This window comes from Nonomuraea sp. CA-141351, assembly GCF_050944675.1.
Lineage (GTDB): Bacteria > Actinomycetota > Actinomycetes > Streptosporangiales > Streptosporangiaceae > Nonomuraea.
Genome location: NZ_CP191982.1, coordinates 8,067,374 through 8,081,757, shown reverse-complemented (window position 1 = coordinate 8,081,757; position 14,384 = coordinate 8,067,374). Strand labels below are relative to the sequence as shown.

At 71.5% G+C, this 14,384-nt stretch carries 13 protein-coding genes; 2 read left to right on the top strand and 11 right to left on the bottom strand.

Annotated elements, in window-relative coordinates:
• Positions 1-144 precede the first annotated feature (144 nt).
• Positions 145-825 carry a C39 family peptidase gene (locus ACQPWU_RS38080; RefSeq protein ID WP_433430348.1) on the bottom strand — a complete coding sequence of 227 codons (681 nt, stop codon included), beginning with the start codon at positions 823-825 and terminating at the stop codon, positions 145-147.
• A 121-nt stretch (positions 826-946) separates the two neighbouring features.
• Positions 947-2,335: an amino acid permease gene (locus ACQPWU_RS38075; protein WP_433430346.1), complete on the bottom strand. Its 1,389-nt coding sequence runs from the start codon at positions 2,333-2,335 to the stop codon at positions 947-949.
• 169 nt (positions 2,336-2,504) lie between these two features.
• On the opposite strand from ACQPWU_RS38075, the gene ACQPWU_RS38070 reads away from it, so the two are divergent.
• Positions 2,505-3,278 (top strand): SDR family NAD(P)-dependent oxidoreductase, encoded by a 774-nt coding sequence (locus tag ACQPWU_RS38070; RefSeq protein ID WP_433430345.1) that lies wholly within the window; start codon positions 2,505-2,507, stop codon positions 3,276-3,278.
• On the opposite strand, the gene hpnH is transcribed toward ACQPWU_RS38070, so the two are convergent.
• From hpnH to ACQPWU_RS38035, 7 genes are all read right to left on the bottom strand, one after another.
• The gene (gene hpnH, locus ACQPWU_RS38065; protein WP_433430343.1) at positions 3,252-4,256 is read right to left on the bottom strand and encodes an adenosyl-hopene transferase HpnH; all 1,005 of its coding nucleotides are present in this window, start codon (positions 4,254-4,256) and stop codon (positions 3,252-3,254) included. The genes ACQPWU_RS38070 and hpnH overlap by 27 nt on opposite strands.
• Complete coding sequence (locus tag ACQPWU_RS38060) at positions 4,253-4,891, bottom strand: hypothetical protein (RefSeq protein ID WP_433430342.1); 639 nt, start codon at positions 4,889-4,891, stop codon at positions 4,253-4,255. The genes hpnH and ACQPWU_RS38060 overlap by 4 nt, the downstream gene beginning before the upstream one ends.
• Positions 4,888-6,882, bottom strand: a complete 1,995-nt coding sequence (gene shc / locus ACQPWU_RS38055; RefSeq protein ID WP_433430341.1) for a squalene--hopene cyclase — start codon at positions 6,880-6,882, stop codon at positions 4,888-4,890. The genes ACQPWU_RS38060 and shc overlap by 4 nt, the downstream gene beginning before the upstream one ends.
• 1 nt (position 6,883) lies before the next feature.
• The gene (locus ACQPWU_RS38050) at positions 6,884-7,894 is read right to left on the bottom strand and encodes a polyprenyl synthetase family protein (RefSeq protein WP_433430339.1); all 1,011 of its coding nucleotides are present in this window, start codon (positions 7,892-7,894) and stop codon (positions 6,884-6,886) included.
• Positions 7,891-9,222 (bottom strand): hydroxysqualene dehydroxylase HpnE, encoded by a 1,332-nt coding sequence (gene hpnE, locus ACQPWU_RS38045; protein WP_433430337.1) that lies wholly within the window; start codon positions 9,220-9,222, stop codon positions 7,891-7,893. The genes ACQPWU_RS38050 and hpnE overlap by 4 nt, the downstream gene beginning before the upstream one ends.
• A 34-nt stretch (positions 9,223-9,256) precedes the next feature.
• Complete coding sequence (hpnC, locus tag ACQPWU_RS38040) at positions 9,257-10,135, bottom strand: squalene synthase HpnC (protein WP_433430335.1); 879 nt, start codon at positions 10,133-10,135, stop codon at positions 9,257-9,259.
• Positions 10,136-10,279: 144 nt separating this feature from the next.
• Positions 10,280-11,011 carry a polysaccharide deacetylase family protein gene (locus ACQPWU_RS38035; protein ID WP_433430333.1) on the bottom strand — a complete coding sequence of 244 codons (732 nt, stop codon included), beginning with the start codon at positions 11,009-11,011 and terminating at the stop codon, positions 10,280-10,282.
• Between the two features lie 27 nt (positions 11,012-11,038).
• On the opposite strand from ACQPWU_RS38035, the gene ACQPWU_RS38030 reads away from it, so the two are divergent.
• The gene (locus ACQPWU_RS38030; protein WP_433430331.1) at positions 11,039-12,124 is read left to right on the top strand and encodes an MGDG synthase family glycosyltransferase; all 1,086 of its coding nucleotides are present in this window, start codon (positions 11,039-11,041) and stop codon (positions 12,122-12,124) included.
• Here the strand turns inward: ACQPWU_RS38030 and ACQPWU_RS38025 are convergent.
• Together ACQPWU_RS38025 and ACQPWU_RS38020 are read right to left on the bottom strand one after the other, a co-directional pair.
• The gene (locus tag ACQPWU_RS38025; protein ID WP_433430329.1) at positions 12,084-12,953 is read right to left on the bottom strand and encodes a DMT family transporter; all 870 of its coding nucleotides are present in this window, start codon (positions 12,951-12,953) and stop codon (positions 12,084-12,086) included. The genes ACQPWU_RS38030 and ACQPWU_RS38025 overlap by 41 nt on opposite strands.
• Positions 12,950-13,942 carry a phytoene/squalene synthase family protein gene (locus ACQPWU_RS38020; RefSeq protein WP_433430328.1) on the bottom strand — a complete coding sequence of 331 codons (993 nt, stop codon included), beginning with the start codon at positions 13,940-13,942 and terminating at the stop codon, positions 12,950-12,952. The genes ACQPWU_RS38025 and ACQPWU_RS38020 overlap by 4 nt, the downstream gene beginning before the upstream one ends.
• Positions 13,943-14,384: the final 442 nt, after the last annotated feature.

Sequence of the window (14,384 nt, the reverse complement as noted above, 5' to 3'; positions counted from 1 at the left end):
AATAGCCGACGCTAATCGGTCAAATATGCGCAAAGAGTGATTTTGTGTGACTTGCGGGACAAAAGGGGACAGCAAATTTTGCCGTCACGGCGAGGCCAGTGCTTCCAGCGGGCGGTGGCCCGCTGGAGGCGCCCGGATTTACGGCTAGAGCTTGGAGATGTAGTACATGCCGCCCGGCTGGAGGATGCCGGCCAGGGTGGAGGCGGTGATGGTGTGGGTGCCGCCGGTGGGCTTCCACGGGTCGTAGACGGTGATGGTGCCGGCCATCTTGTCGTAGCCGTAGGCGATGATCGCGTGGCCGACCTTGGTGCCCTTGACCTTGCCCTTGTTCCAGGGCAGCTGCTCCATCCACACTCCCAGCAACGGCGCCCGGTGCAGCTGGCCCACGTTGTTCGCGACCCGGCTCATGAGGAGGAACGAGTTGCCCGCCGTGTCGGCGGGGACCGTGTACTTGTAGCCGCGGGACCTGACGTAGGCACTGACCACCGGCAGGGCGTTCGTGCGCTTGGTGCCGCCGGACGGGGTGGTCTTCATCTTCTTGGCGAGGGTCGGCTGGCTGACGCTGATGCCGAAGGTCGACAGGCTCATCGACGCCGAGGCGGGCACGCAGTAGTAGTTGGTCTGCTGCCGCTGGCCCCTGAGGCTGAGCTGGTACTTCAGCGGCGCGACAAGACTCTGCGTCGTGGCGGCGGCGGACGGGGCCGTGGATGCGGCCGGGGTCGGAGTCGGGGTGGGGGAGGCGTAGGCCGGTGACAGAGCGGTGAGGCATAGGGCCGTCACGGTCACGGTGAGGGCGATGCCGCTACCCGTTCTGGGGTTCTTCACTTGATCACTCCACGCATGCACACAAAATGTAAAGAGCAGTCAAGGACCGTAGTTGATTGCTCAAATGTGTGCAAACGAGAGCTCAGTGTGACTGAGGGGGCAGATGGGGCGTGAAGCGCTCTTACGCCAGCATCGAGTGCCGGCGGCTGTAGGCGAAGTAGATGATCAGCCCGATCACGAACCAGACGGCGAACCGCAGCCACGTCACCGGATTAAGGAACGTGATCAGCCAGATCGAGAAGATCGCCCCGATGCCCGGCACGTACGGCATTCCCGGCGTGCGGAACGAGCGAGGAAGGTCGGGCTGCCGGTAGCGGAGCACGATCACCGCCACGCACACGATCATGAAGGCCAGCAGGATCCCGATGTTCGTCAGCTCAGCCGCCTCACGGATGGGCAGGAACCCGGCGATCACCGCCGACGCGACGCCCACGATCCACGTGACCCGCGTCGGCACCCGCCGTACGGGGTGGAGCTTGGCGAACCACTGCGGCAGCAGGCCGTCCCGGCTCATCGAGAACCAGACGCGGGTGACGCCGAGCATGAACGTGAACATGACCGTGAGGATGCCGATCACGGCCCCCGCCGCGATCAGGGTCGCCAGCCCGGACAGCCCGACGGCCTTGAAAGCCGAGGAGAAGCCGCTCTCCGGGTCGATCTGCCGGTAGTTCTGCATGCCGGTGAGCACGAGCGTGGCCAGGACGTAAAGGACCATGGAGATGGCCAGCGAGTAGATGATCGCCTTCGGCATGTGCCGCTGCGCGTCCCGTGACTCCTCGGCCGCGGTGCTCATCGCGTCATAGCCGAACACCGCGAAGAACACGGTGGCGGCCCCGGTGATCGCCCCGCTGACCCCGAACGGGAAGAACGGGGTGTAGTTGGCCGGGTTGATGTGGAAGAAGCCGACCACGATCACCAGCAGCACGACGGCGACCTTGACGGCCACCACGAACGTCTCGAACCTGGCGGCCGCGCGGATCCCGAGGTTCAGCAGGAAGGCGATGAGCAGGCACAGCACCACCGCGAACAGGTCCACCACGTGCCCCTCGCCGGTGCCGGGAGCGCCGAGCATCCACGCGGGCAGCGTGAAGCCGAGCTGCTGCACGAGGAAGCCGAAATAGCCGGAGATGCCGATGGCCACGACCGCGACGATGGCGGTGTACTCGAGCAGCAGGTCCCAGCCGATGAACCAGCCGACGATCTCGCCCAGGACCGCGTACCCGTACGTGTAGGCCGACCCGGCCTTCGGGATCAGCCCCGCGAACTCGGCGTACGAGAACGCGGCGGCGGCGCTGGCGATCCCCGCGATGAGGAACGACACGAGCACGGCCGGCCCTGCCGTCTGGTTGGCGACCGCCCCGGCCAGGGCGAAGATGCCCGCGCCGATGATGCCGCCCACGCCGATGGCCGTGAGCTGCCACAGCCCGAGCGACCTGGACAGGTCTCCCTCGTGCTCGGTGGCGATCTGCTCCACCGGCTTGCGCCTGAAGACGCTTCGCGACGTGACCATGACGCCCTCACAGACTCCGTGGGAGCGCAATTCCCACCTGTGCCGTCTCTATGCCGAACCGTTCATCGGCGGCTGGTTGAGACGGCGCGGGAGCGGAAAGCACACGACTGTACGCCGTGATACGCACCGTTACAGGTAGGTGGCCGATGCTTGCGCACGAACCGACGACATGAGGCTCACGCATGCCCATGTGCTGGTCACCGGGGCCTCCTCGGGGATCGGGGCCGCCACCGCGCGGGCGCTGGCGGGCACCGGCGCGCGGCTGACGCTGGCCGGGCGCGATCGCGAACGCCTGGCGGCCGTCGCCGCGGCGACGGGCGGGCGCGTGCTGGTGTGCGACGTCGCCACACAGGCAGACGATCTCGCCGAGCAGGCCGGTCACGTCGACGTCCTCGTGAGCAACGCCGGGGTGGGGTGGGCCGGGCCGTTCGTGCGGATGCCGGCCGGGAGCGTCGAGGAGCTGCTGGCCGTCAACCTCGCCGCGCCGATCGCGCTCACGCGGTCGCTGCTGCCGGGGATGGTGGAGGCGGGCCGGGGGCACGTCCTGTTCGTGGCCTCCATCGCCGGGGCGGTGGGCGTGGCGCAGGAGGCGGTCTACTCGGCCACGAAGGCGGGGCTGATCGCCTTCGCGGAGGGCTTGCGCCATGAGCTGCACCACGTGCCGGGCGTCGGCGTGTCCGTCCTGCTGCCCGGCGTGGTGAACACGCCCTTCTTCATGCGGCGCGGCGCCCCGTACACGCGCGGCTGGCCGGTGCCGATCGCGCCGGAGCGGGTGGCGCGGGCGATCGTGGCGGCGATCCGGCACGGCCGGCCGGAGTCGTTCGTGCCGGGATGGTTGAGGGTGCCCGCCAGGCTGCGCGGAGCCGCTCCCGGCCCGTTCCGGGTGCTCGCGCGGCGCTTCGGGCGCGTCCAAGGGTCAGCCGTTCCTGATGGCACGCAGTGACTCCTTCAAGGAGCCGAGCGTGGCCAGGACGGCGGTCGGCTCGTAGCCGCAGTGCGCCATGCAGTTGTCGCACCGCGGGTCGCGGCCCCGGCCGTAGGCCGACCAGTCGGTGTCCTCGATCAGCTCGCGGTAGGTCTGCGCGTATCCGTCCGCCATCAGGTAGCACGGCCGCTGCCAGCCGAACAGCGAGTACGACGGGATGGCCCAGGCCGTGCACGGGAGCTCGATCCGGCCCTCCAGGAAGTCCAGGAACAGCGGCGAGTGGTTGAACCGCCAGCGGCGCCGCCGCCCACCGGCGAAGGCCTCCCGGAACAGCGCGCGTGTCTCCCGCACGCCCATGAACCGGTCCTGGACGGGCGCCTTCTCGTACGCGTAGGCGGGGGAGATCATCATCTGGTCGACGGCGAGCTCATTGTTGAGGTAGTCGAGCACCTCGATGACGCTCTGCGGGCTGTCGGAGGAGAAGAACGTCGTGTTGGTCGTGACCCGGAAGCCGCGCCGCTGGCACTCGCGCACGGCGGCGACCGCCTCGTCGAAGACCCCCTCCTTGCACACCGCGGCGTCGTGTCGCTCGCGAACGCCGTCGATGTGCACGGTCCAGGTGAAGTATCGGGAGGGCTCGAACTCGTCGATCTTCTTGGGGATCAGCAGCGCGTTCGTGCAGAGGAACACGTACTTCTTCATGGCGACGAGGCGGCGGACCAGCTCGCCGATCTGCGGGTGCATCAGCGGCTCCCCGCCGGCGATCGAGACCATGGGGGCGCCGCACTCCTGGATGGCGGCGACGGCCTGCTCCACCGGCATGCGCCGCTTCAGCACGTCGGCGGGGTGCTGGATCTTGCCGCAGCCGGCGCACTGGAGATTGCACGCGAACAGCGGCTCCAGCTCCACCAGCAGCGGGAACTTCGTCCGTCCCCGGAGCCGCTGGCCGAGGATGTAGCCGCCGATACGCAGGCTTTGCCGAACCGGGATCGTCATGGCAGCGATTCCTTGGGTAGCGAGAAGTGCTCGGTCTCGGGGGCGTTCGTCAGCCGCGGTCCGGTGGCCGCCGCCCAGCGCACGAGGACGGGGCCGATCGCGCGGAGCGTGCGACGGGCGGCGAGGCCGTGGGCGAGCGTCGCCGGGCGCAGCAGCGGCGCCTCCGGCGTGTCGACGATGACCCGCACGGCGGCCAGCGGCCGCCCCGCGGCGGCGCGAGCCAGGGGCCCGGTCTCCATGTCCACGGCGTACGCGCCCATGGCGGCGAGGCGCCGGCGTTCCGCGCCTCTGACGACGTGATCGGCGGTGACCAGCGGACCGACCTTGGCGGGCAGACCGGCGCGGGCCAGCTCACCCGCCAGGAGGGGAGCCGAAGGACAGGGATGCACACGCCCCCCGAACCGGACCTCGCTCGCCACCAGGACGTCGCCCGGACGCAGGCTCCTGTCGACGGCGCCGCCGAACCCCACCACCGCCACCGCCTCCTGCCCGCCCAGGCGGGCGGCCACGCGGGCCGCCCGCCGCGGGCCGATCCCGGTGGCGATCACCCTCGTGCCGGTCCGGTGAGCCGGAAGGCCACGCCTGATCGCACGGGCCTCGATCCCGAGCGCGGCACAGATGAGCAGGCCGTTCATGGGGCCTCCCTGCTCATGGCCTCCGCTTCGCGGAGGCGGCTCGGTCGCTGAGCGCCGTTGCCTTCCCTCGTCGCTCCGGTCGCTCCGGTCGCTTCGCTCCCGGCGCTCCTCAGTCCAGGCAACGGCGCTCCCTCGCGAGACAGGTAACGTCCCAGGGCGCTGATCGGGAAGACCAGCCGGTAGAGGTGGTAGTTGATGTAGAAGTCGCCGGGGAAGCCGGTGCCCGTGAAGTACGGCTCGTCCCAGGTGCCGTCCGGCCGCTGACGCTCGACCAGCCAGCGCACCCCGCTTTCCACCGCCGGCGAGCGCTCGCCGGCGGCGAGCAGGGCCAGCAGCGCCCAGGCGGTCTGCGACGGGGTCGAGGCGCCGCGGCCGATCCAGGCGGCGTCACGGTAGGAGCGCAGGTCCTCGCCCCAGCCGCCGTCGCCGTTCTGGTGCCGTTCCAGCCAGGCCACGGCACGCCGTACGGAGGGATGCCCCGGACGGACTCCGGCGGCGACGAGGGCGGGCACCACCGCCCCGGTGCCGTAGACGTGGTTGGCGCCCCAGCGGCCGAACCACGACCCGTCCTTCTCCTGCGCCTTGAGCAGCCAGATCACGGCTCTGCGCAGGACGGGGGAGTGGGGCCGCTCCTTGGCCAGGGCTTCGACGACGTGCGCGGTGACGTCGGCGGTGGGCGGGTCGATCACCGCGCCGAAGTCGCAGAACGGCAGCTTGATGCAGAGCGTGCGGTCGTTGTCGGCGTCGAAGGCCGCGAAGCCGCCGTCGGTGCTCGCCATGCCGGTCATCCACCGGATCCCGCGCCCTATCGCCGGCCGCAGGCCGGGGCGGTCCAGCCGGCGCAGCGCGAGGATCACCTCAGCGGTGTCGTCGGTGTCGGGATAGCCGTCGTTGTCGAACTCGAACGCCCAGCCACCGGGCGGAAGGCCGGGCCTGCGCACGGCCCAGTCGCCCGCCCTCGTGACCTCCTCGCGGAGCAGCCAGTCGGCGGCTCCGGTGACGGCCGGATGATCGGCGGGAGTGCCCGCGTCTAGGAGGGCGTTGACCGCCAGCGCGGTGTCCCAGACGGGAGACTGACATGCCTCCAACCGGCGCCCCCTCTCGTCGCGGATCGTGAACCGGTCGAGCCCCTGGATCGCCTTGCGCATCACCGGATGGTCGACGTGGTAGCCGGCGAGGTGGAGCGCGATCACCGAGTACACCCACGGGGGCTGGATGCCGCCCCAGGATCCGTCGGCCTCCTGACGTGCGACGATCCAGTCGACGGCGCGTCTCAGAGCGGCCCGCCGCAGGGCCGCCGACGGACGCCGCTCGTACCGGTGCAGCGCCTTGTCCAGCGCGCCGAAGGCCGCCTCCCAGCCCCCTCGCGCGGCGGGGCGCGGCACCCGGCCGGTCCGCAGCTCGGGCAGTTCGAACGGGAGCCGCCGCACAGGCCGGTAGGCGGTCACCACGGTCAACGGCACGATGGTCTGCCTGGCCCAGCAGGCCCAGTCGTAGATGTTGAGCGGGAACCACGACGGCAGGAACATCATCTCGGGAGGCATGACGGGCAGGTCCCGCCACGACCACTCCCCGAACAGCGCCAGCCAGATACGGGTGAACACCCGGCTCGCCTCGATGCCGCCCATGGCCCGGATCTGCTCGGAGGCGGCGCGCATGTGCGCCGCCCCGGGCGGGTCGCCCGCGAGCCGCAGCGCGGTGTACGCCTCGACGGTGGTGGACAGATCGGCGGGTCCTTCGTGGAAGTTGGCCCACGTGCCGTCGGCCCGCTGCTCGGAACGGATCCACCGGGCGGCCTCCGCCGTGTCCTGCTCCGTGCGGATGCCGAGGAACTGCCGCAGCAGCAGGTCTTCCGCGTCCATGGTCACGTTGGTCTGCAGCTCGCCCTTCCACCACCCCTCCGCGGACCGCAGGCCGATCAGATGGTCGCAGGCGGCCTGAAGCGCGTGCTCGGCGCCGGTCAGCAGGCTCTGGGTCTCGAGGGTGGTCATGTCAGTGATCCCTGGATGCGATGAATCGGGCGATGTGCAGGAACTCGGCTCGTACGTCCGCGGGCATGTCCACGTCGGCGAGGCACCGGGCCGCGGCGTCGAGGCGCCGCTCGGCCTCCAGCTCGGCCCACGCCCTGCCGCCCGCCTGCTCGATCAGTTGAGCGGCGTCGTGCAGGTCGGACTCGGTCAGCGGGCCGGGCCGGGCCAGCAATCCGGCGAGCCGGTGTCCGGCCGCCGTCCCGCCGGTGAGCGCGGCGACCACGGGCAGGCTCTTCTTGCGGGTACGCAGGTCCGACAGCACCGGCTTGCCCGTCACCTCGGTCCTTCCCCAGATGCCGAGGAGGTCGTCGGCAAGCTGGAAGGCCAGGCCCGCCTCGGTGCCGAACGTGGCCAGGGAGGCGGCCAGAGGGGCGGGGCCCTCGACCGCCGTGACGCCGATCGAGCACGCGCAGGCCAGCAGCGAGGCGGTCTTGTGCCGCGACATCCGCAGGCACTCCTCCCGCGTCACGTCGTCGCGGTCCTGGAACTCCAGATCCAGGGCCTGGCCCGCGATGAGCGAGAGCGTGGCGTGATTGAGCGTGCGGGCCGCCGCCGTGTAGCCGGGGGTTCCCTGTTCCAGCAGGAGATCCCCGGCCAGGGCGAGCAGGGCGTTGCCGCAGAGGATCGCTTCGGAGCGGCCGAACACCGTCCAGGCGGCCGGCTGGTGCCGGCGTACCGGGTCGTCGTCCATGACGTCGTCGTGCAGGAGCGAGAAGGCGTGCACGAGCTCCACCGCGGCGGCGGCGGGAAGGCACCGCGCGATGTCCGCTTCCGCCGCCCGGCCCGACAGCACCGCCAGCGTGGGCCGCAGCGCCTTGCCGCCGGCGGCGCGGGGCCGCCCGGCGCCGTCGGTCCAGCCGAAGTGGTAGTGGGCGACGCGCGCGGTGTGCGGGTCGAGGCGGCCGACGGCCTCGCGCAGCACCGGCTCGACGAGCTCGCGGGCGGCCTCGGCGGGCGGCAGGGTCAGGGTCATGGCACGATCTCCTGGTCTCGTATGTGCTGCCTGACCAGGCCGGCGGCGTGAAGCCCGCTGCGCACGGCCCCCTCCATCGTGTCGGGCCAGCCGGTGTCGGTCCAGGCGCCGGCGAGGTAGAGGCCGGGCCAGCGCGTGGCGCTCCGCGGTCGGAGCGCCCCGCTGCCGGGGGCCTGGCGAAACGTCGCGCGCCGTTCCCTGGTGACGAAGAAGTCGGTCATCCGGGCCTGGCGCGCGGCCGGGAACACCGATCGCAGCGCCGGGACGAAGACCTCGCGGATGTCCGCGGTCGGCCGGTCGATCCAGGTGTCCGCGACCGACACGGACACCGCCAGGTACTGCCCCTCGCGGAGCCCGGCGACGCGCGTCTTGTCGAACACCCACTGCACCGGCGAGCCGGTGACCGCGACGAACGGCACCCGCATGACCGGCCGGTCGTAGACCGCGTGCACGTTGATGATCGGGCTCGCGTCGAGGGCGCCCCACTTGTCCTGGCCGGGCGCGGCCCCCGGCGGGACCAGCTTCGCGGCCTGCTCGTGGCGCGTCGCCACGACGACCGCCGACGCCTTGATCCTGGTGCCGTCCACGATGACGGCCGGGCCCGGCTCGATGGCCGTGACCTTCGCCGACAGGCGTACGGCGCCGCCGCGCCGCGTGATGGCGGCCCTGGCGGCGGTGTCGTGCAGCTCGCCGAGCGGAACCAGGGGGATGCCCAGGTCCGCGGCGTCCGGCCGGCCGAGCAGTGCGGTCTTGAACACCTTCACCGCCGGGCCGAGCGCGGCCTCCTCGACCCCCGTGTTCAGGGCCGCCACCGCGAGCAGGTCCCAGAGCGCCTGACGCACCGGGGCCCGCTGTCCGTGCGTCGCCAGCCAGCTCCCGAACGTCATCGTGTCGAGGACCGGATCGGCCGGATCGAGCCTGCTCAGCGCGATCGAGCCGCGCAAAGCCTGGACCCGGTCGCCCGGCCCGAGCAGGCGGTAGCCCGCGAGCGCGGGCATGAAGTGGAGCGGGCCGGGCAGCGCGGCCCGGCGCAACCGCCCGGACCGCCCCGCCGTGCCCAGCACCCGTACGTCGAACCGGCTCTGCAGGTCGACCAGAGCGGTGCCGCCGATCCGTTCCAGGAGTCCCAGGTACGCGGTGCAGCAGCGGAGGAAGACGTGCTGCCCGTTGTCCACCGTCAGCCCGCCGCGCTGGAAGGAGTACGTGGCGCCGCCCAGCCTCGGACGGGCCTCGTACAGCGTCACGGGGCAGCCCGCCTCGGCGAGCGCGATGGCCGCGGAGATGCCTGCGAGCCCGCCGCCGACGACAGCCACCGGCGCGATGCTCATCGGAGGGCTCCCCACACGGGCGCGTGCCTCGCTCTCAGGCCGACGGGAGGCGTTGGAGACGCGCATCGGGCCACCTCATGGTCATGAGGACACGCGCCCACGCCCTGAGCAGGCGTAGGCGGCGTGGCCGGACGGCACGGCCCAGAACGTCGTAGTGGGCGCTTCTCAGCGCGGCCAGGGTCGCGTGGCCTCCCGCGACGTAGCCCGCGACCGCCGTACGGGCGAAGCCGGACAGCGAGACGACGATCATCTGCCCCTCGGCCAGCAGCTTCCCGGCCCGCGCGGCCTGCATGGCGACCACCTCGCGCAACTGCGGTGACGTGGCCGCCGCCGCGAGATGGCCGATCGGGCAGCCCGCCCGGCGCAGATCCTCCTGCGGCAGGTAGACGCGCCCGCGCCGGTAGTCCTCGCCCACGTCCTGGCAGTGCTCGATGACCTGCAACGCCGAGCACACCCGGTCCGACAGGGCCAGCCGGGGGCCGCTCACTTCCCCGAACACGTGCAGCACGATCCGGCCGACCGGGTTCGCCGACAACTCGCAGTAACCGAGGAGGTCGTCGAACGTCTCGTAGCGGGTGACCGCCTGGTCGAGCCGGTTGGCCTCGATGAGGAGGTGGAACGGCTCGGCGGGGATCGAGCACTCCTGGACGGTGCGGGCCAGTGCGCGGACCGCCGGCAGCCGAGGGGCCTGCCCGTCGTACAGCCGGGCCAGATCGGCCTCGAACTCGGCCAGCAGTCGCAGGCGGTCATCGGGACGCTCGTCGTCACCCACGTCGTCAACCGACCGCGCGAAGCCGTACACGGCCATGAGGTGCTCGCGGTGCCGGCGCGGCAGCAGCCGCGAGGCCACCGGGAAGTTCTCCCGGCGCGCCTTTTCCGCCTGCTCCCGCGAATGGCCCCTTTGTGACAGCACGACAGGGAAATTATCCGTCGCCGGGCAGCGCAAACATGATGGCATTGTTTCTATATTCTATTTCCATGTCATTGGCCCGGAATTTACGCGGTGTCGGGGCCGGGAAATCGGCGTTTGAATGCGTGGGGAAAGGGGGAGTGGCTTTTATGGAAATGCGGGGTGGCTTGCTCGCACGCCGTGGTCGCGCAGCGGCCCCACCCTCAGGCCCATGAGCCGGCAGCGGTCCACGAGCGCCGGGAGGGCATCGAGTGCCGATCGCCATGAGCCCGGAACGGAGGCGTGGTCGGAGTCATGGAGCAGGACGGTCGCCCCGCCGCGCAGCCCGGCCGAAACGGTGGCCAGCACCGAGTCGGGCGTGGCGGCCGCCTCCCAGTCCCGGCCCCAGGCGGTCCACAGCACGGGGCGGAGCCCCCGCAGGCGGGCGGAGACGAGCGCCTCGAGGCTCAGCGCCCCGTAGGGCGGCCGATACCACGCCGGCCTGACCCCGCCGACCGCGCTCACCAGCCCGGCGGTGCGGCCGATCTCGGCCGTCAGCCGCCCCGGCGGGGCGAGCAGGGCGTTGCCGTGCCGCCAGCCGTGCACGGCCAGCTCGTGGCCCTCGGCCACGATGCGGCGGCCCAGCCACTGGTGGCGTTCGAGCAGCTCACCGAGGACGAAGAAGGTCGCATGACAGCCGAGCCGCGCCAGCTCGTCCAGGAAGCGCGGGGTCGAGCCGGGATGGGGGCCGTCGTCGAAGGTGAGCGCCACATGGTCGGAGTCCCCGGCGCCGGCGAGAGCGGGCACCCGGCGCCGGACCGGCTGCAGCCAGGTGGCGGCCGGACCGGCGTGCAGCAAGGCCAGGCAGGCCAGCCCGAGAGGCAGGGCGAGACGGCTCATCGCCCTACCGCCGGGAGGGCGCGGCGCGTGCTCATCCTCAGCGCGTCGATGGGCACCGGCCACGACGGGGTCGCCGCCGAGCTGGCCGCACGGCTCGCGGCTGAGAATGCCGATTCAGAGATCATCGATGTCCTCCGGCTCTTCCCGCTCCGGCTGGGATCGGCGCTGCGCCGTGGGTACCGCGGGATGATCCTGCGCGCCCCCTGGCTCTACGAAGTCATCTACCAGGTCTTCTTCGTCGGCAAACGGGCGCCGGGGACGTCTCCGCTCACGGTGCTCGCCGCCTCGCGGCTCCGCCGGCTCGTCGACGCCCGCCGGCCCGACGAGGTCGTCTCGACCTTCCACCTGGCCGCGCAGATCACGGGACGGCTGCGCGAACGCGGCGAGCTGCCCTGCCCGAGCACGGTGCTGGTGACGGACTTCGCGGTGCACCGGCTGTGGCTGCACCGCGGCAACGACCGGTACCTGTGCCCGAATCCCGACATCGTCGGGCAGATCGCCGCCCAGGCCCGCCGGCCTGTGCTCCGTTGTGCGCCGGTCGTGCGCCCGGAGTTCGCGCGGGCGGTGGCCGATCCCGGACGAGTGGCCGGCAGCGTCGGCGTGGACCCCGGCGACCGGCTCGTGCTGGTGTCAGGAGGGTCCTGGGGGGTCGGGGAGGTCATCGCGACCGCGCGCACCCTGACGAGGTCGGGGCGATACACGCCGCTAGTCCTGTGCGGCGACAACGCCGGGCTGCGGCGCCGCCTGCGAGAGGCCGGGCTCGGCCCCGCGCTCGGCTGGCGCGACGACGTGCCGGAGCTCATGGCGGCCGCGTACGCCCTGGTCGACAACGGCTCCGGCCTGACCTGCGAGGAGGCTTTCGCCGCGGGCCTGCCGGTCATCATCCACCGGCCGATCCCCGGCCACGGCCGCGACGGCGCACGGGCGATGGCCAGGGCAGGAGTGAGCATGCACACCGGCAGCGCGCCCGCTCTGCTGAAGGCGCTGGACCTCCTCGAAGACGCGCGAGCGCGCAAGCGCCTGGCGGACAGGGCGGGCGCGCTGTTCTACTCGATGCCCGTCGAGGCCGGTCTCATTTCCGCGCAGAGGTGGGCGGGCTCTGGCTCTGGATGAGCGGTGACCTGGCCAGCTCGATGACGCCGTAGACCATGAGCCCGATGCCCGCCACCTCCAGCACGATCCATGGGCCGGCGCGGATCGGTTCCCCGAACATCAGCGCGCCGTACAGGATGCCGGCGATGGGGTCGCTGATGGTCAGCGCCGGTTGCGCGACCACCAGGGTGCCGCTGTGCAGGGCGTTCTGCAGGAGGAACAGGCTGCACAGGCCCGCTGCCACCATCCCGTACAGCGGCCAGGACACCAGCAGCGCGCCCGGATCCTGCTGCGCGATCCACGTGCACTTCTTGATGAGCGTGGCCGTGAAGGCGAAGCCGAGGCCCGCGGCCACGCCCAGCGCGGCGGGACGGGTGACTCCCTTGGTCGCGGACGCCACCGCCACCAGGGCGGCGATGGTTCCCGCGGTCACGGCGGTGGCGACGATCCATTCGGTCGTGTCGGGCGACCACCGGCCGTGACCGGGAGCCGCCGCCATGAGGAATATCGCGAGCCCGGCCGACAACGTGACGATCGCCAGCCACGACAGCCTGTCCAGGACCGCGCCGAACGCCCACGACAAAATGATCATGGTGAACGGCAGCTCGACCACCAGGACCGGCTGGACCAGGGCGATGCCTCCCGTCGACAGCGCGGCGGCCTGGAAGACGAACCCCGCGATCAGCGCCGCGATGCCCCACAGCCACACCGGGTGCCGGATCAGCGCCCAGATCAGGGCCATCCGCAGTCCCAGCTCCGGCGCCACCGATCGTGCCGCGTCCCGCTGCAGAACCGACGCGACGGCGTTGCACAGCGCGGCGAGCGCCGCCAGCAGCGCGGCAGTGATCAACGGAACCCGGACCGATCGGACGGACGGCCTCTCCCGCTGCGGGCTTGGGCGAGGGCGCGTACCGCGACCATGGACTTCTCCCTCGTCGTCAAGGACAGCCGGGCGGCCAGCGCGCGGCCGGGATCAGCGGTGATGCGGTCGAGCAGGCACCGATAGATGCCGGCCATGGTCCCCGTGCAGGCGGCGCTGCGCGCGTCCAGCAGAGGCAGCAGGCGCATCCCGTTGGCGAACCAGTCACGTGCCCGGTCCGCCTCGAATCGTACGAGACCGGCCAGGCGCTCCGGCGGGTCGCGGAAGCGGCCGGACGCGTCCATGTCCAGGGTGCAACCGAACCGCTCGAGGTCCTGGGCGGGCAGGTAGATCCGCCCGGACAGGCGGTCCTCCCGCAGGTCGCGAAGGATGTTGGTGATCTGCAGGGCCACGCCGAGCGCGTCCGCGAGCGGCGTCGCCACCTTGACGTCGTCCGTGCCGAACACGCCCAGCGACAGCCGCCCGATCGACCCTGCGACGCACCGGCAGTAGCCGACCAGGTCCTCGAACGTCGCGTACGTGCTCCCGCGCACGTCGGCGGCGCAGCCGTCGACCAGATCGGCGAACGCCGCGAGCGGAATCGGGTAGCGGCGGGCGGCTTCGAACAGCGCCACCAGCACGAGGTCCTGCGTCGCGGGGGCGGTCCCGCCGAGCATTCCGCGAACCGTGGACAGGCGGGTCAGTTTCTGCCCGGCCGGGCCGTCCCCGTCGGCGATGTCGTCGATCCTGCGGGCCAGCGCGTAGACGGCGCTCAGCGCGCGCCGCTTGGGGACGGGCAGCAGTCGCAGACCGTACGAGAAGTTGCGGGCCTGACTGCGCATGATCTGCTCGCAGTGCCGGTACGCCTCCTCGACGGCCCCGCCCCCTTCCCGTGAGGAGGCGTAACCATGTCGTCGCCAGAGGCCTGCGGCGCGGGCGAACATCATGGCCGCGACGGCCGCTTGTGTATTTTCCCCCATGGCATGTGTGATGGCTGTCCTTTATGTCGCGGCAATAAACTGCCCGACGGGGGCTGTCAGGCGTGGCCGGGCGAATAATTTACGTGCGGATGAACGATTCGACCGGTGGAAACAGAGCCCTTTGCTTGTTCGCGGGCCGCCGGCCCGGCCGCTCACGGGAATTGGCCGGAATTTCGTGGCGCACCGGTTTCAAGGCTCGTCGGACCGGGCGCGGGACAGCGGCGCCTTCGGCGGCGTCTGCCGCGGGCACGGGAGTGGTGCGTTGGTGAGCGGTCTCACGCCGGCGAGCAGGAGAACCTGATCGATCCATGCCTCTATGACGGAAGAGGAAGGCGGTGGATGCTCCATGTCTGTCATCTCGTCCCCCCTTGAGAGGTACTCGGGGGGAATCGTGGTGATCTGTCGTCCGGCGCAATCACCCGGACAACACGGATAGTAGCAA